This window comes from Saccharothrix tamanrassetensis (assembly GCF_014203665.1).
Classification (GTDB): Bacteria; Actinomycetota; Actinomycetes; order Mycobacteriales; family Pseudonocardiaceae; genus Actinosynnema; species Actinosynnema tamanrassetense.
Genome location: NZ_JACHJN010000009.1, coordinates 21210 through 46386, shown reverse-complemented (window position 1 = coordinate 46386; position 25177 = coordinate 21210). Strand labels below are relative to the sequence as shown.

Sequence of the window (25177 nt, the reverse complement as noted above, 5' to 3'; positions counted from 1 at the left end):
GCCGGACTCAGACGTCGAGGAAGCGGACGCCCTTGGCGTTGCGGGTGATGAACGAGCGGCGCGCTTCGACGTCCTCGCCCATGAGCACGCTGAACAACTCGTCGGCGGTGGCCGCGTCGTCCATCGTGACCTGCAACAGCACCCGGTTGGCCGGGTCCATGGTGGTTTCCCACAGCTCCGCGGCGTTCATCTCGCCGAGGCCCTTGTAGCGCTGGATGTTGTCCTCCTTGCCGATCTTCTTGCCGGCGGCCAGGCCCTCGGCGAGCAGACCGTCGCGCTCGCGGTCGGTGTAGGCGTACTCCGGCTCCTGGCGCAGCCACTTGATCTTGTACAGCGGCGGCTGCGCGAGGTACACGTGGCCGTGCTCGATCAGCGGGCGCATGAACCGGAACAGCAGGGTCAGCAGCAGGGTGCGGATGTGCTGGCCGTCGACGTCGGCGTCGGCCATCAGCACGATCTTGTGGTAGCGCAGCTTCGACAGGTCGAAGTCCTCGTGGATGCCGGTGCCGAACGCCGTGATCAGCGACTGGACCTCGTTGTTCTTCAGCACGCGGTCGATGCGCGCCTTCTCCACGTTGATGATCTTGCCCCGGATCGGCAGGATCGCCTGGAACATGGAGTCCCGGCCCTCCTTGGCCGAGCCGCCCGCGGAGTCGCCCTCCACGACGTAGATCTCGCACTCCTCCGGGTTGGTGGAGCGGCAGTCCTTGAGCTTGCCGGGCAGGCCGCCGATGTCCAGCGCGCCCTTGCGGCGCACCAGCTCGCGGGCCTTGCGCGCGGCGATGCGGGCCTGCGCGGAGGACACCGCCTTGGTGACGATGACCTTGGTCTCGTTCGGGTGCCGCTCGAACCAGTCCGCCAGGTGCTCGTTGGTGGACTTCTGCACGAACGACTTGGCCTCGCTGTTGCCCAGCTTGGTCTTGGTCTGGCCCTCGAACTGGGGCTCCTTGAGCTTCACCGAGATGATCGCGGCGAGGCCCTCGCGGATGTCGTCGCCGGTGAGGTTGGTGTCCTTCTCCTTGAGCAGCTTCTTCTCGCGCGCGTACTCGTTGACCACCCGGGTCAGCGCGGCGCGGAAGCCCTCCTCGTGGGTGCCGCCCTCGTGCGTGTTGATCGTGTTGGCGAAGGTGTAGACCGACGGCGTGTAGCCGGTGTTCCACTGCATCGCGACCTCGACCTCGAGGTCCTCGCCCTTGGCCTCGAACGAGATGACCTTCTCGTGCACGGCCTCGCGGGTGTGGTTGATGTGGCGGACGAAGTCCTCCAGGCCGCCGGGGTAGTGGAACCGGCGCTCGCGCACCGCCGCCACGTGCCCTTCGGCGTCTGCCTCCTCGTCGGTCTCCTGCACCCGCTCGTCGCGCAGGACGATGGTGAGGCCCTTGTTGAGGAACGCCATCTCCTGCAACCGGCGGGAGATGGTTTCGATGTTGTACTCGGTGGTCTCGAAGATGTCCGGGTCCGCCCAGTACGTGATGGACGTGCCGGTCTCCTCGGTCGGCTCGCCCTTGCGCAGCTCGTGCGCGGGCTTGCTGGCCTCGAAGCGCTGGTTCCACGTGAAACCGTCGGTCTTGACCTCTACGTCGATCGCGGTCGACAGCGCGTTCACCACGGAGATGCCGACGCCGTGCAGGCCGCCGGACACCGCGTAGGAGTCGCTGTCGAACTTGCCGCCCGCGTGCAGCTTGGTCAGCACCACCTCCAGGGTGGGCTTCTGCTCCACGGGGTGCATGCCGACCGGGATGCCGCGGCCGTCGTCGATCACCCGGACACCGCCGTTGGCCAGCAGCGTCACGTCCACGATGGTCGCGTACCCGGCCATGGCCTCGTCCACCGAGTTGTCCACGACCTCCCAGATGAGGTGGTGCAGACCGCGCTCGCCGGTCGACCCGATGTACATGCCGGGCCGCTTGCGGACCGCCTCCAGGCCCTCTAGGACGGTGATCGAAGACGCGCTGTACTCATTCTTCTTGGCTGCCACGGGCCTGGTGTCTCCTCGGACTTCAAGCGACTCGCCACCGGAGGGTGCGACGCTGCGGTCACGCTGTACCCCTCGATTCTACTGGGCGGGACGTCCAGAAACCCATCAAGGACACCTCTGGCTTGCTCACAGACGGCCGGAAGTGAAGGAGCCGGGGCCGGCCGGCGGTTCAAGGGGTGCGAATCGGCTGGTGGACGCTCATCGGGCCACAGAATCGCCGCTGACGCCCTGGCGCGGCTCACCCGTAGGTGTCACGTGGTCCGCGGCCGGGGACGTGCCTGGGGCCGTAGCGCCAGCTGGGCGCCGCCGGGCCCTGCACCTTCAACCTGCGCACCACGCCGACCCCGACGCCCGCCGCGATGCGCTTGAGCAGCTCCCGCTGCAACAGCCTCAACTGGGTGGCCCACGCCGTGGAGTCGGCCTGGACGGTCAACTCACCGTCACTGAACGCAACCGGTTGCGCGTGCTCGGCCACGTCCTCTCCGACCAGTTTTCCCCACCGCGCGAACACCTGTCCGCCCGCCAGCCGTTCCGTCCAACCCCGGTCGGCGGCGATCCGGGAGGCCACCCGACCCAGCGGCTGGGGGTCGCGGTCGTCCGGTCCCGGCCCCGACCAGCGACGCCGCCGGCGGCGCACCCCGGCACCTTGCACACCCTTGCGGACGACCCGTGAACCGCGTTCCTTCGCGGACGCCCGAGCGGCCTCCAGGGCAGCCCGAGCGAGGTCCGATCCCTTCAATCCACCCTCTTGAGCGACTTCAGGTGTGGATATGTGCCGATCGGTGGCCGAGTTATCCACACCATCCACAGGGTTGTCCCCAGTTGTGCCGCGTGTCACACCCTTTTGGCCTAGCTCGTCAGGCACGGTGCACCTCCCCGTGGCGAACCTCGAACCGGGCTCCGTCGAGCTCCTCCGGCACGTCCTCCGCGACCGCCGCGGTGATCAACACCTGCTCCGCCGCGGCCGCCACCTGCGCCAGCTGCCGGCGCCGGCCGCGGTCGAGCTCGGCGAACACGTCGTCCAGCACGAGCACCGGTTCCGCCCCCTCGGCGCGCAGCATCTGGTACCCGCCCAGGCGCAGCGCCAAGGCGAACGACCATGACTCTCCGTGACTGGCGTAGCCCTTCGTCGGCAGGTCGCCGAGCACCAGGTCGAGGTCGTCGCGGTGCGGACCGACCAGGCACACGCCCCGCTCGATCTCCTGCCCGCGCACCCGCTGCAACTCCGCCAGCAACGCCTCCTCCAGCGGCTCCCGGTCGTGCGTGCCCGGGAAAGCATCGCCCAGGCTCGACCGGTACGCGATCCGGGCGGGCCGCGACTCCGGCGCCACCTCCGCGTACGACCGGGCCACGTGCGGCGCGATGTCCGCCGCCAGTTCCAGCCGGCCCGCCAGCAGCTCCGCGCCGAGCCGGGCCAGGTGCCCGTCCCACACGTCGAGCGTGCCCAGGTCGGCCGACCGCACCGACCGGATGCTCTTCAACAGCGCGCCGCGCTGCTTGAGCACCCGGTCGTAGTCGCCGCGCACACCGGCGTACCGAGGCGACCGGCTGGTCAGCAGCTCGTCCAGGAACCTGCGCCGCTCGCCCGGGTCACCCCGCACCAGCGCCAGGTCCTCCGGCGCGAACAGCACCGTGCGGAGGATCCCCAGCACGTCCCTGGGGCGCGGCACCGGACCGCGGTTGATCCGCGCCCGGTTCGCCTTGCCCGCGGTGATCTCCAGCTCCACCAGCAGCTCGCGGCCCTCGTTGACCACCGCCGCCCGCACCACCGCGCGCGCCGAGCCGTGCCGGATCAGCGGCGCGTCCGTGGCGACCCGGTGCGAGCCGAGGGTGGCCACGTAGCCCAGCGCCTCGACCAGGTTCGTCTTGCCCTGGCCGTTGCGCCCGACCAGCACGCTCACCCCCGGCTCGAACGCCAGGTCCGCCTGTTCCCACGACCTGAAGTCCGCGACTTGCAGGTGCCGGACGTACAACGCTCAGCTCTGCGTGGAGCCGGAACCGGAGGTGGGACCGGCAGCCTGCACGGCGTGGCCGCCGAACTGGTTGCGCAGCGCGGCGACCGCGCGCATCGCGGGCGAGTCGTCCTGCCGGGAGGCGAACCGGGCGAACAGCGCGGCGGAGATCACCGGCGCGGGCACCGCGTGGTTGATCGCCTCCTCGACGGTCCACCGGCCCTCGCCGGAGTCCTCCACGTGGCCGCGCAGGTCGTCCAGCTCCGGGTCCGAGTCCAGCGCGCGGACCAGCAGGTCCAGCAGCCAGGACCGGACCACCGTGCCGCGCTGCCACGCCTTGATGGTGGCCGGCACGTTCTCCACCAGCTTGGAGGCCTCCAGCAGCTCGAAGCCCTCCGCGTAGGCCTGCATCAGGCCGTACTCGATGCCGTTGTGCACCATCTTCGCGAAGTGGCCCGCGCCGACCTTGCCCGCGTGCGCGAAGCCCTCCTCGCGCGGCCCCTCCGGCCGCAGCGCGTCGAAGATCGGCATCGCCCGCTCGACGTGCTCGGCCTCGCCGCCGACCATCAGTCCGTAGCCGTTCTCCAGCCCCCACACGCCACCGGACACGCCGGCGTCGACGTACGCGATCCCCTTGGCGTCCAGGGCTTCCGCGTTCTTCGAGTCGTCGGTGTAGCGCGAGTTGCCGCCGTCGATGACCAGGTCGCCCGCGCTGAGCAGCTCGCCCAGCTCGGCGATGGTCTGCCGGGTGATGTCACCGGCCGGGACCATCACCCACACCACGCGCGGCGCTTCGAGCCTGCCCACCAGGTCGGCGAGCGAGTCGGCGTCGGTCACCTCGGGGTTGCGGTCGTAGCCGACCACCTCGTGACCTGCGCGGCGGATCCGCTCGCGCATGTTGAAGCCCATCTTGCCGAGGCCGACGAGTCCAAGCTGCACGGTCGTTGTCTCCCCTGGGGTTCGGTGGTTGGTCAGCCGGGCAGGCGCACGGGCATGAGCAGGTAGAGGTAGCCCGGCGCCACGTTGCCATCCTCGTCCACCGGCTTGAGCAGCGCCGGGCGGCTGGGCGTGGTGAACGACAGGTGGGCCCGGGGGGTGCGCACCGCCTGGAGCCCTTCGAGGAGGTACGTCGGGTTGAACGCGATGGTGACCGCGTCGCCGGTGTAGTCGACCGGCAGCTCTTCCTCCGCGCTGCCCTCGTCGTCGCCGCCGGCGGACAGCCGCAGGCTCGCGTCCACGAACTCCAGCCGGACCTGCGTGCCGCGCTCGGCGACCAGCGACACCCGCTTGATCGCCTGCACCAGCGAGTCGACCTCGATCACCGCGGCGGCGCTGTGCTCGGTCGGCAGCAGCTGGCGGTACTTCGGGAAGTCCGCGTCGAGCAGCCGGGTGGTGGTGCGGCGGCCGGTGCCGGACAGGCCGAGCAGCCCGTCGTTGGCGGCCAGCGAGAGCTCGATCTTCGCGCCGGACGCGCCGAGCGTCTTCGCCGAGTCGTTGAGCGTCTTGGCCGGCACCAGCACGGCGACCTCGCCGAGCGACTCGTCCGGCTGCCACGGGAACTCCCGCATCGCCAGCCGGAACCGGTCGGTCGCGACCAGTGTCAGCTTGCCCTCGCCGATCTCCAGCCGGACACCGGTCAGCATCGGCAGCGTGTCGTCCCGGCCCGCCGCGACGGCGACCTGGGAGACGGCCTCGCCGAACACCTCGCCCGGCAGCTCGCCGATCAGCTGCGGCATGGACGGCAGCTGCGGGTAGTCCTCCACCGGCATGGTGGGCAGGCTGAACCGCGCGGAGCCGCAGCTGATCGTCATCCGGGAGCCGTCCACCGCGATCTCGACCGGGTGGTTCGGCAGCGCCTTGGTGATGTCGGCCAGCAGTCGGCCGCTGACCAGGGCCTTGCCGCCGTCCGCGATGGTCGCCGGGACGCCGCACTGGGCGGACACCTCGTAGTCGAACCCGGAGACGGTGAGCGCTTCACCGGACCCGTCCTCCGCCCCGGCATCGAGCAGGACCCCACCGAGCACCGGCACCGACGGCCGGGACGGCAGGCTGCGCGCGACCCAGGCGACGGCGTCGGCCAGGCCGTCGCGCTCGACGCGGATCTTCATGAGGCGTCCTTTCCCAAGTTCCTCAAGTCGGCATGACCCACAGCAGCAAGCGTTGCGGTGGGGGTTCGGGGAGCCGCGTCCCTCGCCGGATCGCTGTCGACGGTTCCGACCCTCGGCGCGGAGGCTCCACCGTAGAGCGTCGGGGCGGGCTTCGTCACCTCGGGGCCACACCCGGGTTCCACCCGGGGCGGGGCGCTGTCCCCGGGACCGACCCCCGCCTGTTTTTTCTTTGTTCTTCTCTTCAAGGGAAGACAACAGCAACAGCAGTAGGGGCTGTGGATTGTGTGGACAACAGGCGTTCTCGCAGGTGATCGCCCGCGCGGAGGTGTGGACGAACACGGGTCGGCACCCGGGGACAAGTCGCCGCCCCCGGGGAGAACTACCGGCGTGCTCCGTTCGGTCCACAGATCCGCCGAGTTGTCCCCGGGTGCATCCCCGGGTGTGGGCCGAGTTGTACCCGGGTGCTGCACAGGGTGATCGTGGCCTGGATCTCCCCCGAACGGCGCTTTTGCCGGGCCTGTGGACAACTCGTCACCCCTGATTTACCTGGAATACCGGCCGGGAAACCTGGATCGGGGCCCGGCGGCGGGCGTTCCGGCGAGGTCGGGGACCGTCCGGCGGCGCGGTCGGAACCCGCGATCGGGCCCCCGGCGGGGGCGCCCGGACACCGACCGGTCACCCGGGGGAGGCGGATCGGGCGGGCGGTCGGCGGGCCGGGGCAGGCGCGCCCGCCCCGGGGGAACGACGCCGCGCGCCCGGGTGCGGTCGCCGGCCGCACCCGGGCGTCGAGTCCGCGCCCGGGTGCGGCCGGGCACGCGGGGACCGCCGGGGGGTTCCGGCCAGGCGGTCGGCTGCGGGGGATGCGTGGGGAAGGTGGGGCCGGCCGGTGGCGGGCGGCCGGTGGCGGGCGGCCGGTGGCGGGCGGGGACGGTGGCCGAAGTCGGACCGGGCCGTCGTGGGCCGGGGACACCCGTGGAACGCGAGCCGAGCGGTCGCGGATGGAGGGCGCGCCGAGACGACGAGACGACGAGACGACGGCAAACCGGCCGTGATCGTGGACGTAACCGGGCTGATGAACCGGGCTGATGAACCGGGCCGACGATCTGAGCCGAAGGTCGGTCGGAGCGGGCCTCAGGGGGTGTGGCGGGCCCGCTGCTTGATGCGCGAGGTCAGTTCCTGCACCTGTTCGTACACCCGGCGGCGCTCGGCCATCTCCTTGCGGATCTTCTTGTCCGCGTGCATGACCGTGGTGTGGTCCCGGCCGCCAAACGTTTGCCCGATCTTGGGCAGCGACAGGTCCGTCAGCTCCCGGCACAGGTACATGGAGATCTGCCGGGCCTGGGCCAGCACCTTCGTCTTGCCGGGGCCGCACAGGTCGTCGATGCTCACGCTGAAGAACTCCGCGGTGACCGCCATGATGGTCGGGGCGGTGATCTCCGGGGCGTGCGAGTCCGGGATCAGGTCGCGCAGCACTATCTCCGCCAGCTGCACGTCCACCGGCTGGCGGTTGAGCGACGCGAACGCCGTCACCCGGATGAGGGCGCCTTCCAGCTCGCGGATGTTGCGCTCGATCCGGGCCGCGATGAACTCCAGCACCTCGGCGGGCGCCGCCAGGCGGTCCTGGGCGGCCTTCTTCCGCAGGATCGCGATGCGGGTCTCCAGCTCGGGCGGCTGGATGTCGGTGATCAGGCCCCACTCGAACCGGGTGCGCAGGCGGTCCTCCAGCGTCTCCAGCCGCTTGGGCGGCCGGTCGGAGGAGACCACGATCTGCTTGTTCGAGTTGTGCAGGGTGTTGAACGTGTGGAAGAACTCCTCCTGCGTCCCTTCCTTGCCCTCCAGGAACTGGATGTCGTCGACGAGCAGCACGTCGATGTCCCGGTAGCGGCGCTGGAACGCGACCTTGCGGTCGTCGCGCAGGGAGTTGATGAAGTCGTTGGTGAACTCTTCGGTCGACACGTACCGGACCCGCATGCCGGGGAACAGCCGCTGGGCGTAGTGCCCGACCGCGTGCAGCAGGTGCGTCTTGCCCAGACCGGACTCGCCCCAGATGAACAGCGGGTTGTACGCGCGGGCCGGGGCCTCGGCGACCGCTACCGCGGCGGCGTGGGCGAAGCGGTTCGACGCGCCGATCACGAAGGTGTCGAAGTTGTACTTCTCGTTCAGCCTCGTCTGGGACGACGCGGGGTTCGCGGGTCGCGTGAACGGGGTGCCGCTCGGCGCGCCGCCGCCGAAGGTCGGCCAGATCTCGGTGACGGCGGCGAGCGCGTCACCTTCCTCGTCGACCTCTTCGTCGGTGTCCGTCTCCTCGCCGACGAGGGACAGCTCCGGCACGCCGTTCGGGACGACCGCGACCGCGGCCACCGCCGGCACGGGGATGGGCGTGGTCGGCGGACCGTTCACCGGTTCGGGTGAGTCGACCTTCACCGCCAGGGACACCGCGCGGCCCAGCCTGCGGGACAGCGCCGCGGTGATCGGCTCGCGCAGGGCGCGCTCGATCGCCTCCTTGGCGAAGTCGGACGGCGCGGCCAGCAGCGCGGTTCCGTCGAGCAGACCGATGGGACGGGTCACGCGCATCCAGGCGCGTTGCTGCGGGGACAACGTGCTGGCAGCCAGCTCCTGCACGACCTGTTCCCACACTCGACCCAGATCGGTCTGGTGGTCGGACACCTCCGCGCTCCCCTCCCCTCGGTGACTCCCCCGCGGCCCGCCCCCGGGGACTGCCACGACGTGGACACGGAGAATAGAGGCATCCACAGAGTTATCCACAACTGTGCACGAACGCGCGTCGGTCGCAGCGATCCCCTCGTTGCTTTCCGAACACCGGGGCGGTGCGTGCGGCGAGACTCCGTCGGCCCACGGCAACCCGCGAAGGCAGCACGCTAACAAGGCGCGGGGCCATGCCACAAGACGCAGGTCGTCGCAAGCGCTTTACCTGCCCGGCACCTCGCCGGACGCGGTCGGCGCCACCCTACCGGCCACCCCGATTTGAGTCCCGCCCCCGGGGCTGCGTACCCTGGACCGGTCTCCGCTTGCGAGGCGCGCTCTTTGCGCGCGCCCATGGACCCGCCGGGGACGACCACAGACGTTCAGCAACGGGAGTCCGACCGTGAGCAAGGGTAAGCGCACTTTCCAGCCCAACAACCGCCGCCGCGCGAAGACGCACGGCTTCCGGCTGCGTATGCGCACCCGCGCCGGTCGCGCCATTCTGGCCGCCCGTCGCAGCAAGGGCCGCCAGCAGCTGTCCGCCTGATCGCCGCAGCGCCGTGCTCCCGGCGGCCAACCGGCTGACCCGCAGCCAGGACTTCGGCCTGGTGGTCCGCCGAGGCCGCCGGGCCGGCCGGCCCCGGCTGGTCGTGCACGCCCTGATGCCGGGGCTCACTGCACCGACCCCGGCGGACCCGGCAGCACCACCGTCGGCGCAGCCCACCTTGGACGAGTCCAAGGTGGGCTTCGTCGTGAGCAAGGCCGTGGGCAACTCCGTGGTCCGGCACCGGGTGAGCCGCAGGCTGCGGCACGTGGTGCGGGACCGGCTCGCCGGGCTGCCCACCGGGTCGTCGCTCGTCGTGCGCGCGCTCGCGCCGGCGGCCGGGGCGACCAGCGCCGAGCTGGCCGACGACTTCGACGCCGCGCTGCGCAGGCTGCTGCGATGACCGAGCGGGTGAGCCCCGTGACGCGGGCGTTGCTGCTGCCGATCAACTTCTACCGGCGGTTCATCTCCCCCGCGTTGCCCCCGACCTGCCGTTTCCACCCGAGTTGCAGCACGTACGCGGTGGAGGCGCTGACCGTCCACGGTCCGCTGCGCGGCTCCTGGCTGGCCATCCGCCGGCTGGGCCGCTGCGGACCCTGGCACCCTGGTGGCCTGGACCCCGTTCCGCCGAGGCGGACCACGGTCCCCGACCTTCCTGCCGAGGAGTAGCCAGTGCTCAACTTCATCTACTACCCGGTGTCCTTCATCCTGTGGTGTTGGCACTGGGTGTTCGGCCACATCTTCGGCGAGGCGAGCGGGTTCGCGTGGGCGCTGTCGGTGGTGTTCCTCGTCTTCACCCTGCGCGCCCTGCTCTTCAAGCCGTTCGTCGGCCAGGTGCGGTCGATGCGCAAGATGCAGGAGTTCGCCCCCGAGCTCCAGAAGATCAAGAAGAAGTACGCGAACGACCGCCAGCGCCAGGCGCAGGAGATGCAGAAGCTCCAGTCCGAGCACGGGGTGAACCCGCTCGGCGGCTGCCTGCCGATGCTGGTGCAGATCCCGGTGTTCATCGGTCTGTTCCACGTGCTGCGCTCGTTCAAGCCCGGCTGGGGCGAGGTGTACTTCTTCGACGCCAAGGGCGTGGAGTCGTTCGTCAACGCCAAGCTGTTCGGCGCGAACCTGTCGACCTTCATCACCATGCCGGAGCGCGAGCTGGCGCAGTTCGCCACCGAGCGCACCTCGGTGCTCTACGTCGCGATCCCGATGATGATCGTCGCGTCGATCGCCACCCACTTCACCGCGCGGCACTCGGTGGCCCGGCAGACGCAGGCGGCGGCGGACAACCCGCAGACCGCGATCATGAACAAGCTGACGCTCTACATCTTCCCGATCGGCGTGCTGGTCGGTGGCCTGTTCTTCCCCATCGCGATCCTGCTCTACTGGCTGAGCAACAACGCGTGGACGCTGGCGCAGCAGTACTTCGTGTACCACCGCATCGACCGCGAGGAAGCGGAGAAGAAGGAAGCGGCCACGCAGCAGCGCCAGGCGCTCGCCCCCAAGCCGGGTGTGAAGCCGCCGAGGCCGGGCGCGAAGCCGGCGCCCGGCGCCAAGTCCGCGGCGGGTGCGAAGTCCGCGGCGGGTGCGAAGCCCGCCGGGAAGCCGGCGGGCGAGGCCGAGAAGCAGGACACGCCACCTTCGGACGAGCCCGCCGCGAACGGCAAGCCGTCCACCGAGATTCCCGGTCTGAGCCCAGACCGATCCGCGGGCAAGAAGCAGGGCAACAAGAGGCGTCGTTGACCCTGGAGAGGAGACATCGTGTCGGAGACGTTGCAGGCTACCGACGTGGACACGCCGGAGGCTGACGAAGCCCCGCCGGCGCGGTCGGGGAGTTCGGAGGACCTGCTCGTCCAGGAGGGCGACATCGCCGGGGACTACCTGGAGCGGCTGCTCGACCTGCTCGACTACGACGGCGACATCGACCTCGATGTCGAAGCGGGTCGGGCGATCGTCAGCATCGACGGCGGTGACGACCTGGAGAAGCTGGTCGGTCCGCGCGGCACCGTGCTGGAGTCCTTGCAGGAGCTCACCCGGCTGGCCGTGCAGCAGGAGACCGGCGTGCGCAGCCGGCTCATGCTGGACATCGCCGGCTGGCGGGCGGGTCGACGGGCGGAGCTCGCGGACCTCGGCAGGACCACCGCGGAGAAGGTGCTCGCGTCCGGGGAGAAGGTGCGGCTGCACCCGATGACCCCGTTCGAGCGCAAGGTCGTGCACGACGCCGTCGCGTCGGTGGCGGGTGTGCACAGCGAGAGCGAGGGCGAGGAGCCCCAGCGCCGGGTCGTGGTGCTGCCCAAGCCCTGACCCCGTTTCGACGGAGAGCGCCTCCTGGTTTCACGTGAAACCAGGAGGCGCTTTTTCGTGCTGTCGTCCTGTCGCAGCCCCGGCCGCCGCCGAAGTGGGGTTCAACCGAAAGACTTCCCTTCCTCAGGTTTCACGTGAAACGGTCCGGTCATGACTGAGATCATCCGGAAGCTGCGCGTCGCCGCGTACGCGGTGATCATCGACGACGGCCGCATCCTGCTGTCGCGGTGGCTGGGGCCGGAGCGGCCGAGGTGGATCCTGCCGGGCGGCGGCGTGGACCACGGCGAAGACCCGTACGACGCGGTGATCCGCGAGGTGTTCGAGGAGACCGGCTACCGCGCGGAGGTCGGACGGCTGCTCGGCATCCAGAACGTGCACGGCCCGCTGAACCGGGACGGGGTCGACCTGGACTACCACCGGATCCGCATCCTGTACGAGGCGAAGGTCGTCGGCGGCGATCTGACCTACGAGGTGGGCGGGACGACCGACCAAGCGGCCTGGTTCCCGCTCGAAGATGTGCCCGCGCTGGACCACGTCGAGTCGGTCGACATCGGGCTGGAGATGTACCGGACCCGACCGCGGGACGGCCGGATCGCTCGTTCCACGTGAAACACGGTCGATCTCGTCACGTCGATTTGGCGTGTCGCCGGGGTGATCCGTCATAGTGGGCGTCGGCACATCTGTGGGGCGCCGGGCGCCCCCGTGGACGCCCCCCATCAACCCACCGGCTGACCACCGCCGCGTGGTTTCACGTGAAACGACGGAGACATGGCCGCAGCTCTGGAGGACCGCGCGAAGCGGGTTTTCGGTGACCACTACCCCAAGGCGGTCGCCTTCACGGACCTGCTCGTCGAGCACGGCGTCGAGCGCGGGCTCATCGGCCCGCGCGAGGTCGACCGCCTCTGGGAGCGGCACGTGCTGAATTCCGCCGTGGTCGCGGAGTTGCTTCCCCGAGGTTGCCGGGTGGTGGACGTAGGCTCGGGCGCGGGCTTGCCGGGCATCCCCCTGGCGATCGCCCGCCCCGACCTCCAGCTGACCATGCTGGAGCCGATGGCACGGCGGGTCGCGTGGTTGACCGAGGTGGTCGACGCGCTCGGCCTGACGGCCGAGGTGCTCCGGGGACGGGCCGAGGAGGCGGCGGTGCGGGAACGGCTGGCGGACAGCGACGTCGTGACGGCCCGTGCCGTGGCTCCGCTGGAGCGGCTGGCCCGGTGGTGCCTGCCGCTGCTGCGTCCGGGCGGTCAACTGGTGGCGCTCAAGGGCGAGAGCGCCGCCGAGGAACTGGAACGTGACGCCCAGGCGGTGCGGCGGGCCGGGGGAACCGGCGCTCGGGTCACCACCTGTGGCGGCGATGTACTCGAACTGCCGACGACGGTCGTGCTCGTGGAGCGCGAGGAGCAGGCGAGCCGCCGTGACGGCGCGCGCCGCGGAAGGAAGGATCGGTGACCGTGTACCCCGACCCCCGGCAGCCCGACCCGCTGCAACCGGTGTTCCAGGCGGCCGGTGTTCCACGTGAAACCGCGCCGGAGGGCGTGGTGGGGGCGGGCGCAGTGCTCCGCCCCGATACCGGACCGGCTCGCGGAGCACCGAACGCGAACGGACCGATCCCCGGCGGACCGATCCCCGGCGGGCCGAACGGCAACGGCACGGACGACAACGCAGGAGACAGCACCGTGTGGACCCCCATCGCGGAGGAAGCAGCGCGCGCTACCCGCGTGCTGCACCCCGACTCCTCCCAACTCCCCAAGCCGAGCCACCGCCGCGTGCTGACCGTGGCGAACCAGAAGGGCGGCGTCGGCAAGACCACCAGCACGGTGAACCTGGCCGCCGCCCTGGCCATCCACGGGCTCAAGGTCCTGGTGATCGACCTGGACCCGCAGGGCAACGCGAGCACCGCGCTGGCCGTCGAGCACCGCTCCGGCACGCCGTCCGTGTACGAGGTGCTGATCGGCGAGATGTCCGTCGCGGAGGCCGCCCAGGTCAGCAACCAGTCCCCCAACCTGTACTGCGTGCCCGCGACCATCGACCTGGCGGGCGCGGAGATCGAACTCGTCTCGATGGTGGCCCGCGAGTCCCGGCTCAAGGAGGCGCTCAGCCCGGAGGCGCTGGACCCGATCCGCCCGGACTACGTGTTCATCGACTGCCCGCCGTCGCTCGGCCTGCTGACCGTCAACGCGATGGTCGCGGCCCAGGAGGTGCTGATCCCGATCCAGTGCGAGTACTACGCGCTGGAGGGTCTGGGGCAGCTGCTGCGCAACATCGAACTCGTCCAGGCGCACCTCAACCCGACGCTGCTGGTGTCCACCATCCTGCTCACCATGTACGACGGCCGCACCAAGCTGGCCGACCAGGTGACCAGCGAGGTGCGCGGCCACTTCGGCGACACGGTGCTCAAGACGGTGATCCCGCGCAGCGTGAAGGTCTCCGAGGCACCAGGATTCGGTCAGACGGTGCTCACCTACGACCCCGGCTCACGGGGCGCGATGAGCTACCTCGACGCGGCACGGGAGATCGCCGAGTACGGCGCGGGGATGGGGTCGGCATGACGGAGCAGCGCAAGGGTGGCCTCGGTCGCGGTCTCGCGGCCCTGATCCCGAGCGGTCCACCGGTGGGTGCGCCGACCCAGATCCGGGCGGTTCCGAACGGCACCACCCCTGCGCCCTCCCCCGACGCGTCGCCGTCGGGTGAAGTGGCCGGCGCGGTGTACCAGGAGCTGTCGGTCACGTCGATCCGGACGAACCCGAAGCAGCCGCGCCAGGTCTTCGACGAGGAGGCGCTCCGCGAACTGGAGCACTCCATCCGCGAGTTCGGGCTGATGCAGCCGATCGTGGTGCGGGAGGCGGGGCCGGGCACCTACGAGCTGGTGATGGGTGAACGCCGCTGGCGGGCCACCCAGCTGGCCGGTCTGAAGACGATCCCGGCGATCGTCCGGAGCACCGCCGACGACGTGATGCTGCGCGACGCCCTGCTGGAGAACATCCACCGCGTCCAGCTCAACCCGCTGGAAGAGGCGGCGGCGTACCAGCAGCTGCTGGAGGAGTTCGGCGTCACGCACGAGGAGCTGGCCGACCGCATCGGTCGCAGCCGCCCGGTCGTGACGAACACGATCCGGCTGCTGAAGCTGCCCCTCCCCGTGCAGCGGCGGGTGGCGGCGGGCGTGCTGTCGGCGGGTCACGCGCGGGCGTTGCTGGGGCTGGAGGATCCGGGGGTCCAGGAGGAGCTGGCGACCCGGATCGTGGCCGAGGGCATGTCGGTCCGGGCGACCGAGGAAGCGGTGACGCTGGCGAAGTCGGCCGAGCCCGCGAAGGCGAAGCAGGCCCGGCGCAAGCCGATCCAGGCGCCGGGACTGCAGGAGCTGGCGGAGCGGCTGTCGGACAACTTCGACACCCGGGTGAAGGTCGAGCTGGGTCAGCGGAAGGGCCGGATCGTGGTCGAGTTCGGCTCGGTGGACGATCTTGAACGCATCATCCACCTGATGTCACCGGAAGCGGCAAAACGGACACGTTCGACGGACGTGTGATCACCCACGGGACTTACGTCACGGTGACAGTGTTGAATTGACCCGCCTCCGGCGGGTCGAGGCTCGGTCGCCTGGAAGTCGGCCGTCCGCCGCCCACCCCGCGACGATCGAGAAGCGTGATCACCGCGGGGTGGGCGGCGGACGGCCGACGCGACCTCGCGGTGGCGTCGCGAGGTTCAACGTGAAACAGCGCGCTCCACGAGGCCCGCGTAGATCTCCCCCATCGACTGGCCGGCCGCTTCGACCGCCATCGGCATCAGCGAGGTCTCGGTGAGTCCGGGTGACACGGTCACCTCGAGGAAGTGCACCGTGCCGTCGGCCGCCACGATCGCGTCCGTCCGCGACACGTCCCGCAACCCGAGCAGCCGGTGCGCGGCGACCCCGAGTTCACTGACCGCCCGCGCCGCCTTCTCGTCCAGCCGCGCCGGCGCGTGGAAGTCGGTCAGCCCGGCCGTGTACCGGGCGGTGTAGTCGTAGACGCCGTTCTCCGGCACGATCTCGACCGGCGGCAGGGCGTAGGGACCATCCGGCCCGTCGATGACCACCACGGCCACCTCGACGCCCTCGACGTACCGCTCGGCCAGGACGGTGTCCCCGTACGCCAGGCACCCGACCATCGCCGTCGGCAGTTCGGCCGCGTCCCGCACGACCTGGGCACCCAGCGCCGACCCGCCCTGGTCCGGCTTGAGCATCAGCGGCAGGCCGAGCTTCTCCACCATCGCGTCCAGCACCGGCTGCGCGCCCAGCTCGCGGAACGTCGCGTGCGGCAGGACGGTCCACTCGGGCGTCGTCAGCCCGGCCCGCGCGATCTCGGCTTTGGCGGTCGGCTTGTCCCACGCCCGGCGGCACGCCCGCGAGTCCGTGCCGACGAACGGCACCCCGACGAGTTCCAGGACGGTCTGCACCGACCCGTTCTCGCCCTCTCCCCCGTGCAGCGCCACCACGACGGCGTCGGGTCGGTGGTCGCGCAGCCGGGTCAGGAGTCGGGCGTCGGCGTCCCACTCCTCCACGACCAGGCCCGCCGAACGCAGCGCGGCGGAGAGCCTGCGACCGGATCGCAGGCTCACCTCCCGCTCGTGCGACAGACCACCGGACAGCACTGCGACCCAGCGGTCAGACAACTTCTCTTCTCCTGATCAGGCGGTGTCGGGCGAGGGGGTCTGCGGTCCGGAGACCGAGCGCGAGGTGCCGGTCGGGCCGAACGTCTCGTGCAGCTCCAACTCGTCCTTGATGACGTTCGCCAGCCGGCGCACGCCTTCCCGGATCCGCTCCGGCGTCGGGTAGCAGTACGAGATGCGCAGCTGCCTGCTGCCCAGCCCGTCCGCGTAGAACCCGGTGCCGGACGCGTACGCCACGCGCTGCGTGATGGCACGCGGCAGCATGGCCTTGGTGTCGATGCCCTCGGGCACGGTCAGCCACACGTAGAACCCGCCGTTCGGCTTGTTCCACGTGGAACCAACCGGCATGTGCTGCTCCAGGGCCGAGATCGCCGCGTCCCGGCGCTCCCGGTAGGCCTCCCGGTAGGTCTTGACCTGACCCTTCCAGTCGTGCGTCGACAGGTAGCGGGAGACGATGAGCTGGTTCAGCGTGGGCGGGCACAGCGTGGCCGACTCGGCGGCGAGCACCAGCTTCTCCCGCACCGCGTGCGGCGCGAGCACCCAGCCCACCCGCAGGCCGGCCGCGAACGTCTTGGAGAACGAGCCCAGGTAGACCACGTTGTCCGGGTCGGTGGACCGCAGCGCCGGGTAGGTCACGCCGTCGAAGCCCAGCAGCCCGTACGGGTTGTCCTCCACGACCAGGATGCCGTGCGACCGGCAGATCTCCAGCACCTCGGCTCGCCGCCGCACGGCCAGCGTCACCCCGGCGGGGTTGTGGAAGTTCGGGATCGTGTAGAGGAACTTGACCCGCTGACCGGCGCGCTCGACGGCTTGGACCGCCTCCTCGAGCGCCGCGGGCACCAAGCCGTCGGCGTCCATGGCGACGTGCACGACCTGCGCCTGGTAGGCCGCGAACGACCCGAGCGCACCGACGTACGAGGGACCTTCGGCCAGCACGACGTCACCGGGGTCGCAGAAGATCCGGGTGACCATGTCCAGGCCCATCTGGGAGCCCACGGTGACGACGACGTCATCCGGATGGGCGTTGATGCCCTCCAGCGCCATCACGTCGCAGATCTGCTCCCGCAGCTCCGGCACGCCGTGCGCGGAGCCGTACTGGAGCGCCACCAGGCCGTCGGACGCGATCAGGTCGCCGACCTCCGCCGACAGGGAGTCCAGGGGGAGCGCCGCCAGGTGGGGCATCCCTCCCGCCAGGGACACCACCTCGGGTCGGCTTGCCACCGCGAACAGCGCCCGGATCTCCGATGCCGTCATCCCCGCCGTGCGCGCCGCGTACCGGCGCAGATGGGGATCGAGACTCCTGGCTCCCTGCTTCGCAGGCTGAACGGGCACGTTCACGGGAACTCCGACGTAGTAGCGGTTACCGGCGGGTTTGTTCCCGGCTGAGTGTAACCGCCGTCCCGTTCGGGGCATCCGCCTTCCAGACCGGGGTCACATCCGCCTATCCTGATAGGGGGTTTTCACCGGGGGCTTGGGAGGTCGGGGTGTCGCGACGCGTCGTGGGCGTCACGCTGGACAACCTGGAGCACCTCTCCAAGCACAGCCGGACGTGCGTGTTCTGGGAACTGGCGCCCCACCTGCGGGAACAGGCCGAGGAGTACGGCGACACCGAGTTCGAGAAGGAAGCCTGGGTGTCCAGCGTCCTGCTCGAATGGGGTTCGTGCGGCCGGATCATCTACGCCGACGGCATCCCGGCCGGTTCGGTGTTCTACGCGCCGCCGGCCGCCGTGCCCAGGTCTTCGGCCTTCCCCACCTCCCCCGCCAGCCCCGACGCGGTGCTGATGACCGGCCTGGAGGTGCTGCCGGAGTTCCGCGGCGGCGGGCTCGGCCGGGTGCTGGTGCAGACCGTGGCGAAGGACCTGACCCGGCGCGGCGTCAAGGCCATCGAGGCGTTCGGGGACAACCGGCCGTCCGAGGACGAGCGGTCGTGCGTGACGCCGGCCGACTTCCTGCTCCAGGTCGGGTTCAAGACCGTGCGACCGCACCCGCGCTGGCCCCGGCTGAGGCTGGAGCTGCGCAGCGCTTCCTCGTGGAAGGAAGACGTCGAGGCCGCGTTGGAGCGCCTGCTCGGCACGGTCACCGTGTCGACGGCCGAACCGAGCTTCCGCCCCGTCTGATTTACCGCTCCGACCTGCGGTTCCTTTCGGGCGGCTTGACATGCAGGTAAATGCCTGCATTACTGTGGGTGTGGACGAGGTGTTCAAGGCGTTGGCCGACGAGACCCGGCGCTACCTGCTGGACCGGCTGCGCGAGGAGAACGGCCAGACGCTCGGTGAGCTGTGCCGGCGGCTGGGCATGACCCGGCAGTCCGCCACGCAGCACCTGGGCGTGCTGGAGGCCGCGAACCTGGTCACCACCGTCCGCCGGGGACGGGAGAAGCTGCACTACCTCAACCCGGTGCCCATCCACGAGATCCAGCAACGGTGGATCGAGCGGTTCGAGCAACCCCGCCTCGGGGTGCTGAGTGCGATCAAACGACAGGCGGAGGCCGCCATGAAGCCGGAGTTCGTGTACGTGACCTACATCCGGAGCACCCCGGAGAAGGTCTGGGAGGCGTTGACCGACGCCGACCTCACCGCCGCCTACTGGGGCCACCACAACGTCTCCGACTGGCAGGTCGGCTCCCCGTGGGTCCACCGCCGGGCGGACGGCTCCGGCATCGACGACGTGGTGGGCGAGGTGCTGGAGAGCGACCCGCCGCGCCGCCTGGTGACCACCTGGCGCGAGCCGGAGGGCGGGCAGGCGACGTCCACCGTCACGTTCCTCGTGCAGCCGTACGGGGAGATCGTGCGGCTCACCGTGACCCACGAGAACCTCGTCGACGAAGCCGAGCGCGCGCAGGCCGCCGCCGGGTGGGCCGCCGTGCTGTCCAACCTGAAGTCGCTGCTGGAGACCGGGCAGGTGCTGCCGTCGCTCCCGTGGGAGATGCCGACGACGTGAGACCGGGGGTGATCGGGCTAGTTTGACGTCGTGCTCTACGCGATCATCGCCGTGTTGTCGGCTGTGTTGTTCGTCCTGGGCGTGCGTCGCGACCGACGGCGGATCGCCAACGCCGTCTGGCTCGGCCTGACCCTGGTGTTCGCCTTCCTGTGGCTGGTGTCCCGGGACGACCTGCCGGTGTGGCTGGACGACGCCATCGGGTGGGCGGTGCTGGTAGGCGTGCTGGGCGCGGTCCTGGTGCTGCCGGTGGCGCTGATCGTCAACGGCGTGGTGATGCTGCGCCGCGAGGGCCGCGGCCTGGCCAACCTGCTGTCGCTGCTCACCGGCGTGGCGATCATCGTCCTGGTGGCGTTCTTCGTGCTCGCCCTGGCCGACGAGCGGACCTGGGTGCACGCCGTCGTCGGGTCGCTGGTGATCGTCGCGGCCTACGTGGCGTTCCTGTTCGTCAGCCTGCTGCTGTACTCGATCATCTACGGCAAGACCGGCCGCCGGACCGGCTTCGACGCGGTGATCGTGCTCGGCGCGGGCCTCAACGGCTCACGGGTGCCGCCCCTGCTGGCCAGCCGCCTGGACCGCGCAGCCGCCGTCTTCCGCCGGGAGGTGGCGGCCGGCCACGCACCGCTGGTGGTCGTTTCCGGTGGCCAGGGGGCGGATGAGGACGTCTCGGAGGCAACGGCGATGCGCCGCTACCTGATCGGCCGCGACGTCCCGGAGGAGCTGATCGTGCTGGAGGACCGGGCGACGACGACCGAGGAGAACCTCCGCTACAGCCGGGCGCTGCTGACCGAACGCGGCCACACCGGCCGAACCGTCGCGGTGACCAACAACTTCCACGTGTTCCGGACGGCGGTGCTGGCGCGGCGGATGCGGATGCGGCTGGAGGTCATCGGGTCACGGACGGCCTGGTACTTCCTGCCGAGTGCGTTCCTGCGCGAGTTCGTGGCCCTGCTGGCCCGCCACCCGATCACGCACACCGTGCTGCCCGGCCTGCTCGTGGCCCTGTACCTGCTGCTGGTCCTGCGTTAGCCCGAGGCCGGGCGAGGTGGCTCGATCGCGGCCAGGAACTCGTACATCGAGGACGACGGGTTGTCGTGCGGCGACTCGGTGTGGTTTCGCGCATGACGCCGCGCCAACGCCGAAGCGCGTGCCGAGGCCGTGTTCCGGAGTGGCATGTACCGGTCAGCGTCGATGCGTTTCCCAGTGCGTCCTTCGAGGTGACGACTGCGCCGCTCAGCTTCCGGGGTGTCCTGGTGGGCGGTGCAGTCCTCGAAGTGCAGCGCCAGCCACAGCTCGAAGCAGGGGTTCGAGACGGCCAGCCTGATGCCGTTGTCGGTCGCCAACCGGATGGCCTGCTGGAGGTTGGGGTGCTGCTTGGGCCATTCGACGTCGAAGACGCACCAGCACTCGTCGACCTCTTTGTCGGCGGCGCGCTCGATCGCGAGTTTCACCAGCGTGAGCGGCACGCCCTGCCCGGGGTCGATCTCGATGCTGATCGCGGTGTTACCGCGAACCTCGGGCAGTCTTTTCAGGCCGTTGATGTAGTCCGGCTCGGACGCGACACCTTCGCAGAACACCACGATGGTCTTGCGTTCCGGCCTGGTGGCGGTCTTGCGGCGGAGATCCTTGCCGCCGGTCCTCCTGCGGGTCATCGTCAGCCGATCAGTCCCAGAGCCCGCAGCACTTCGGTGCGGTCGACGTCCGGCAGGGCGCCGAACCTGCCGTGCAGGTAGGCGTTCTCCAGGTTCTGCGACTTCCGCACACGTTCCCCGGCGAACTCCGCCAAGGCGCCCAGCCTGGTGGTGCCCTTCTCGGTCTTCTCGGTCAGCCAGACCTCGTCGCGGTTGAGGTGGTTGAGCAGGCTGGTGTCGTGCGAGGTGAAGATCAGTTGGGCACCCTCGGGGTTCGTCTTCGGGTCGTGGAACAGGCCGATCAGCTGCGCGGACAGCGTCGGGTGGAGACTCGCGTCGAGCTCGTCGAACAGCAGCAGCGAGCCATGTCGGAGCGCGGTGAGCACAGGCCCGATCAGGCGGTACCAGGTCCTGGTGCCTTCGGACTCGTCTTCCAGTTCGAACGGCACGCGCTCATCGGCAGTGCGGTGCACGAGGCGAATCCGCCGCCGCGAGCCAGGGTCTCGCCCACCGTCGGCCGCCGGTGCGAAGTGTTCGCCCTCGATCACCACATCGTCGATTCCGAGATCGGCCATGCGCAGCATCGCCAAGGCCTGAGCACGATCCTCTTGTGCGGACTTGAGCGCGTCATCCAGACCGGGCAGCGGCAACTGCGTTCGTTCCGAAGAATCGTCGAACCAGGCACGGGTCGGTCGGGACATCCCCGGGGATAGCGGGAACTGGCGGTTGCGCGATCTCAACCCGCGTACCTGCGTCCTGGTCAGGTCGCGGTAGAAGTCGGAGACCAGAGGCTCGTCGAACCTCCGGGCGATGGTGAGCGCGAGCGTTCGAGGGGTGAGCAGTTCCCGGGTGCCCGAGAGGTGGCCCAGACCGCGTTGGAGCTTGAGGTCTTCGCCCTCGCGCTCGAAGACCCGTCGGCGCTTCTTCTCCGGGTAGTGGAACAGCCCTTCGTAACGCACCCGGTGCTGGTCGAGTTCGACCACGTACTCGTAGCGGACACCTGAGATGATCGACTCCACCGTGAACTCCGACGAGAGTTCGGAGCCGCCGGCGAAGGCGAACGGTTCTACGGGAATCTGTTCGTCCCAGAGCCGCAGCGAATGCCTGACTGCGGTGGCGAGCCAGTCGAACGCGGCGACGACGTTCGACTTCCCCGAGGCGTTGGGACCGTAGATCGCCGCTACGGGCAGGAGGCTTTCGTTCAGGCTCGGTACGGGGCGTGCTTCGGGGCGGTCGCGGTCGACCGCGACCATGGAGAACTCAACCGGATCCAGGATCGAGCGGAAGTTCGCCACCTCGAACCGGATCAGCACGGTGGTCCCTCTCGGTCGTCCAGGAGGCGGTCAGAGCCTTGATTTCGTCAAGTATGGTCGAAAACCGCCAGTTGTCGACACTTGAGGTGCGCGGTAGGGCTGATCAGGGGCGTTGAGCCATGGGAACGCCGTGGCCCAGGTCGCGTTCCTTGGCGAGGTTGGGGATGCGGTCTCGGCTGATCCGGCCTTCCAGCCCGCCCGGCGAGTTCGTCGGCGTTGAGGTTGATCCGGGTGCGGGCTTCGCGGAGTCCCGCGCCCGGATCACTGCTGCGGACGGTGGTGGGGCGTTCGGGTTTCACGGCGTTCGACGCTGGTGCCGCCACCAGCGCATGAGTCCTGATCAGGGGCGGAATCGGCCCGAGGGGTCAGCCGGTCAGCGGGCTTGCCCGGTGGTCAGTTCGTGCCGCACGAGGTCGCTCAACGTGAACGTGCCGGTCGGCTGGTCGTCCTTGCCCAGCAGGTACAGCCGCTTCACGGCGACCAGGATGCCCTCGGCCACCACGTCCCGGAACGACGGGTTGGCCAGTCGCGCGCGGTCCTCCGGGTTGCTCAGGTACCCGACCTCGACCCGCACGGCCGTGCACCTCGTCATCCGGAGCATGTCCCAGGTCTTGGGGTGCGTCCGGCAGTCCAGCATGCCCGTCCGCGCCACGATCTCGCGCTGGATGAAGCCCGCCAGCGCCTCGCCGACCGTGGACGACGTGCCGTTGCCCGTCCCGAAGTGGAAGGTCGCCACGCCCGACGCGAGCGGCGACGGGTTGGCGTCGGTGTGCAGGGAGAGGATCAGGTCGGCGCCCGCTTCGTTCGCGAACTTGGCCCGTGCGCCCTCGTCGGGGCAGTGGTTGGGCCCGCGGGTGAGCAGGGCCTCCATGCCGGTGGCGGCCATCTTGCCTTCCAGCCGCCTGCCCAGGTCGAGCATGACGTCGGCCTCGGCCACCCCGTCCACCACGACGCCGCGGTCCTGCCCGCCGTGCCCCGGGTCGATGATGATGCGCTTGCCGGACAGCCGCGGACCCGCTTTGCGGACGCGCTCCTGCTCGCGCAGGAACACCGGCCGCCCGCCCCTGACCTTCGGCTGGAGCTGGCGCAGCGCGCGCACCGTGTCCGGACCGCACATGCCGTCCGCGATCAGGCCGTAGTCGCGCTGGAAGCTGCGCAGCGCCTGCTCCGTCTGCTGGCCGAACTCGCCGTTGGGCCGACCGGCGTCGTAGCCGAGTTCCAGCAGTCGCTCCTGGAGCGCGAAGACGTCGTCGCCGGTGACCGGTTGGGACATCAGGAACGCCAGCGGCCGGTCGCCCAGCCGGAACGTCGCGTCGCGCAGCGCGCGGTAGGTGGCCGGACCGACGATGCCGTCGGTGATGAGGCCACGCTGCTGCTGGAACGCGCGGACGGCGTGCTCGACCGGGAGGTCGAACACCTGCGACGGCTGCGGATCGGACAGCAACCCGAGCTTCGTCAGCGTGGCCCGGACCTCGGCGACGTCCGGTCCGAAATCTCCGCGGCGGAGTAGCAGCATGTACCCCTCGTTCGCTATGGCGCCGACAGCTGCCGGCGTTCGAGTTGACGCCCTATTGTGCCTTGCGTGCGCTGGTGCTTCTCGCAGGGCTACTCCCGGTGGTTACCCAGCCACAAAAGCGTGACCCGTCCGTCTTTGGTAGGACGGACGGGCCACGGGTGGGTTGCGGTCAGGAGAGGACTTCGGACAGGTCGTTGAGCAGCGCGGCCTTCGGCTTGGCGCCCACGATCTGCTTCACCGGACGGCCACCCTGGAACAGGATCAGCGTCGGCACCGACATGATCTGGTAGTCGCGGGCGATCGAGGGGTGGGCGTCGATGTCCAGCTTCGCGACGGTGATCTTCTCGGCGTGCTCGGCCGCGATCTCCTCCAGCACCGGCGCGACCATCTTGCACGGGCCGCACCAGGTCGCCCAGAAGTCGACCAGCACGGGCTTCTCGCTCTGCAAGACACTCTCGGTGAACGTGTCGCTGGTCACGGGCACGGTGGAGCCTGCCATGGTGTTCTCCTCTGTCGGAATGGTTCTCAGCTGGTGGCGACAGGCTCGCCGTAGCCGCCGCCCACGTGCTCGGCGGCGATCTCGGCCTCCGGCGTCCCGTGCTCGGCGAGCCAGCGCTCCGCGTCGATCGCGGCGGAGCAGCCCGAACCGGCGGCGGTGATCGCCTGCCGGTAGGTGTGGTCCACCAGGTCACCGGCGGCGAAGACGCCGGTCAAGTTGGTGTAGGTGGTCTGGCCCTCCACCTGGACGTAGCCCGCGTCGTCCACGTCGACCTGTCCGCGCACCAGCTCGCTGCGCGGGTCGTGACCGATCGCGACGAAGAACCCGGTGAACGGGTGCTCGGTCACCTCACCCGTCCGGGTGTCCTTCGTCTTCACGCCGGACACCGTGCCCTCGCCGACCACCTCGACGACCTCGGCGTTGAGCAGCCACTTGATCTTCTCGTTGGACCGGGCGCGCTCCAGCATGATCCGGGAGGCGCGGAAGTCCTCCCGGCGGTGGATGATCGTCACCGACCGGGCGAACCGGGTGAGGAAGGTCGCCTCCTCCATCGCCGAGTCGCCGCCGCCGACCACCGCGATGTCCTGGTCGCGGAAGAAGAAGCCGTCGCAGGTCGCGCACGCCGACACGCCCCGGCCGAGCAGCTCCTGCTCACCGGGGACGTGCAGGTAGCGGGCCGCCGCGCCCATGGCGAGCACGACCGTCTTCGCGGCGTAGCGGGTGCCGTTGGCGTGGACGTACTTGACGTCCCCGGTCAGCTCCAGCTTCTCCACGTCCTCGGCGCGCAGCTCCGCGCCGAAGCGCTTCGCCTGCTCCCGCATCTGCTCCATGAGGTCGGGGCCCATGATGCCGTCCCGGAAGCCGGGGTAGTTCTCGACTTCGGTCGTGGTCATCAGCGCACCGCCGTACTGCGAGCCCTCGAACACCAGCGGTTCGAGCTGCGCGCGCGCTGCGTAGACCGCCGCGGTGTACCCGGCGGGCCCCGATCCCACGACGATCAGGTTCCGAACGTCCGACACCCTCGACCTCCGTTAGTCGCGTGACAGGCACTGGGCCTGCACTG

General features: G+C 70.2%; 25 protein-coding genes. 12 read left to right on the top strand and 13 right to left on the bottom strand.

Annotated elements, in window-relative coordinates:
- Window positions 1-7 precede the first annotated feature (7 nt).
- The 6 genes from gyrB to dnaA all read right to left on the bottom strand — a co-directional run bounded on the left by gyrB (window position 8) and on the right by dnaA (window position 8705).
- Window positions 8-1978, bottom strand: coding sequence for a DNA topoisomerase (ATP-hydrolyzing) subunit B (gene gyrB, locus FHS29_RS26165; RefSeq protein ID WP_184694947.1), 1971 nt, complete (start codon window positions 1976-1978; stop codon window positions 8-10).
- Between the two features lie 238 nt (window positions 1979-2216).
- Window positions 2217-2717, bottom strand: a complete 501-nt coding sequence (locus FHS29_RS26160; protein WP_184694945.1) for a DciA family protein — start codon at window positions 2715-2717, stop codon at window positions 2217-2219.
- Window positions 2718-2835: 118 nt separating this feature from the next.
- A complete protein-coding gene (gene recF / locus FHS29_RS26155) occupies window positions 2836-3951 on the bottom strand; it encodes a DNA replication/repair protein RecF (protein WP_184694943.1) in 1116 nt (371 codons plus the stop codon).
- A 3-nt stretch (window positions 3952-3954) separates the two neighbouring features.
- The gene (gnd, locus tag FHS29_RS26150; RefSeq protein ID WP_281391737.1) at window positions 3955-4905 is read right to left on the bottom strand and encodes a phosphogluconate dehydrogenase (NAD(+)-dependent, decarboxylating); all 951 of its coding nucleotides are present in this window, start codon (window positions 4903-4905) and stop codon (window positions 3955-3957) included.
- Window positions 4902-6038, bottom strand: a complete 1137-nt coding sequence (gene dnaN, locus FHS29_RS26145) for a DNA polymerase III subunit beta (protein WP_184694939.1) — start codon at window positions 6036-6038, stop codon at window positions 4902-4904. The genes gnd and dnaN overlap by 4 nt, the downstream gene beginning before the upstream one ends.
- Window positions 6039-7169: 1131 nt before the next feature.
- Window positions 7170-8705 (bottom strand): chromosomal replication initiator protein DnaA, encoded by a 1536-nt coding sequence (gene dnaA, locus FHS29_RS26140; RefSeq protein WP_184694938.1) that lies wholly within the window; start codon window positions 8703-8705, stop codon window positions 7170-7172.
- A 439-nt stretch (window positions 8706-9144) separates the two neighbouring features.
- Between dnaA and rpmH the strand changes: the two genes are divergently transcribed.
- The 9 genes from rpmH to FHS29_RS26095 all read left to right on the top strand — a co-directional run bounded on the left by rpmH (window position 9145) and on the right by FHS29_RS26095 (window position 15100).
- Window positions 9145-9288: a 50S ribosomal protein L34 gene (rpmH, locus tag FHS29_RS26135; RefSeq protein WP_015105868.1), complete on the top strand. Its 144-nt coding sequence runs from the start codon at window positions 9145-9147 to the stop codon at window positions 9286-9288.
- A gap of 13 nt (window positions 9289-9301) precedes the next feature.
- The gene (rnpA, locus tag FHS29_RS26130) at window positions 9302-9688 is read left to right on the top strand and encodes a ribonuclease P protein component (protein WP_184694935.1); all 387 of its coding nucleotides are present in this window, start codon (window positions 9302-9304) and stop codon (window positions 9686-9688) included.
- The gene (gene yidD, locus FHS29_RS26125; protein WP_184694933.1) at window positions 9685-9954 is read left to right on the top strand and encodes a membrane protein insertion efficiency factor YidD; all 270 of its coding nucleotides are present in this window, start codon (window positions 9685-9687) and stop codon (window positions 9952-9954) included. Before rnpA ends, yidD begins: the two co-directional genes overlap by 4 nt.
- A 3-nt stretch (window positions 9955-9957) precedes the next feature.
- Window positions 9958-11019 carry a membrane protein insertase YidC gene (gene yidC / locus FHS29_RS26120; RefSeq protein WP_184694931.1) on the top strand — a complete coding sequence of 354 codons (1062 nt, stop codon included), beginning with the start codon at window positions 9958-9960 and terminating at the stop codon, window positions 11017-11019.
- Between the two features lie 18 nt (window positions 11020-11037).
- Window positions 11038-11580, top strand: coding sequence for a Jag family protein (locus FHS29_RS26115; RefSeq protein ID WP_184694929.1), 543 nt, complete (start codon window positions 11038-11040; stop codon window positions 11578-11580).
- Window positions 11581-11730: 150 nt separating this feature from the next.
- The gene (locus FHS29_RS26110; protein ID WP_184694927.1) at window positions 11731-12189 is read left to right on the top strand and encodes an NUDIX hydrolase; all 459 of its coding nucleotides are present in this window, start codon (window positions 11731-11733) and stop codon (window positions 12187-12189) included.
- Window positions 12190-12348: 159 nt separating this feature from the next.
- Window positions 12349-13026, top strand: coding sequence for a 16S rRNA (guanine(527)-N(7))-methyltransferase RsmG (rsmG, locus tag FHS29_RS26105; RefSeq protein ID WP_184694925.1), 678 nt, complete (start codon window positions 12349-12351; stop codon window positions 13024-13026).
- Window positions 13027-13199: 173 nt separating this feature from the next.
- The gene (locus FHS29_RS26100) at window positions 13200-14126 is read left to right on the top strand and encodes a ParA family protein (RefSeq protein WP_312865123.1); all 927 of its coding nucleotides are present in this window, start codon (window positions 13200-13202) and stop codon (window positions 14124-14126) included.
- Entirely contained in the window at window positions 14123-15100 is a 978-nt protein-coding gene (locus FHS29_RS26095) for a ParB/RepB/Spo0J family partition protein (protein ID WP_184694923.1), read from the top strand. Before FHS29_RS26100 ends, FHS29_RS26095 begins: the two co-directional genes overlap by 4 nt.
- Window positions 15101-15276: 176 nt before the next feature.
- On the opposite strand, the gene FHS29_RS26090 is transcribed toward FHS29_RS26095, so the two are convergent.
- Window positions 15277-16221: a D-alanine--D-alanine ligase family protein gene (locus FHS29_RS26090; RefSeq protein WP_184694921.1), complete on the bottom strand. Its 945-nt coding sequence runs from the start codon at window positions 16219-16221 to the stop codon at window positions 15277-15279.
- Between the two features lie 15 nt (window positions 16222-16236).
- Window positions 16237-17556 carry an aminotransferase-like domain-containing protein gene (locus tag FHS29_RS26085; RefSeq protein WP_184694920.1) on the bottom strand — a complete coding sequence of 440 codons (1320 nt, stop codon included), beginning with the start codon at window positions 17554-17556 and terminating at the stop codon, window positions 16237-16239.
- 146 nt (window positions 17557-17702) lie between these two features.
- Here FHS29_RS26085 and FHS29_RS26080 point away from each other — a divergent pair, with 146 nt between their 5' ends.
- The 3 genes from FHS29_RS26080 (at window position 17703) to FHS29_RS26070 (ending at window position 20184) form a co-directional block, all read left to right on the top strand.
- Window positions 17703-18335: a GNAT family N-acetyltransferase gene (locus tag FHS29_RS26080; RefSeq protein WP_184694918.1), complete on the top strand. Its 633-nt coding sequence runs from the start codon at window positions 17703-17705 to the stop codon at window positions 18333-18335.
- 70 nt (window positions 18336-18405) lie between these two features.
- Window positions 18406-19158 carry an ArsR/SmtB family transcription factor gene (locus tag FHS29_RS26075; protein ID WP_312865102.1) on the top strand — a complete coding sequence of 251 codons (753 nt, stop codon included), beginning with the start codon at window positions 18406-18408 and terminating at the stop codon, window positions 19156-19158.
- A gap of 30 nt (window positions 19159-19188) precedes the next feature.
- Window positions 19189-20184 (top strand): YdcF family protein, encoded by a 996-nt coding sequence (locus tag FHS29_RS26070; RefSeq protein ID WP_184694914.1) that lies wholly within the window; start codon window positions 19189-19191, stop codon window positions 20182-20184.
- Here the strand turns inward: FHS29_RS26070 and FHS29_RS26065 are convergent.
- The 5 genes from FHS29_RS26065 to trxB form a co-directional block, all read right to left on the bottom strand.
- Window positions 20181-20807 carry an RloB family protein gene (locus FHS29_RS26065; RefSeq protein WP_184694912.1) on the bottom strand — a complete coding sequence of 209 codons (627 nt, stop codon included), beginning with the start codon at window positions 20805-20807 and terminating at the stop codon, window positions 20181-20183. The two genes, FHS29_RS26070 and FHS29_RS26065, sit on opposite strands and share 4 nt — an antisense overlap.
- 2 nt (window positions 20808-20809) lie before the next feature.
- Window positions 20810-22099, bottom strand: a complete 1290-nt coding sequence (locus tag FHS29_RS26060) for an AAA family ATPase (RefSeq protein ID WP_184694910.1) — start codon at window positions 22097-22099, stop codon at window positions 20810-20812.
- Window positions 22100-22472: 373 nt separating this feature from the next.
- Window positions 22473-23615, bottom strand: a complete 1143-nt coding sequence (locus FHS29_RS26055) for an N-acetylmuramoyl-L-alanine amidase (protein ID WP_184694908.1) — start codon at window positions 23613-23615, stop codon at window positions 22473-22475.
- 169 nt (window positions 23616-23784) lie between these two features.
- On the bottom strand, window positions 23785-24114 hold the full coding sequence (gene trxA / locus FHS29_RS26050; RefSeq protein WP_184694906.1) for a thioredoxin: 330 nt from the start codon (window positions 24112-24114) through the stop codon (window positions 23785-23787).
- Between the two features lie 26 nt (window positions 24115-24140).
- Window positions 24141-25133 (bottom strand): thioredoxin-disulfide reductase, encoded by a 993-nt coding sequence (gene trxB, locus FHS29_RS26045; RefSeq protein WP_184694904.1) that lies wholly within the window; start codon window positions 25131-25133, stop codon window positions 24141-24143.
- Window positions 25134-25177: the final 44 nt, after the last annotated feature.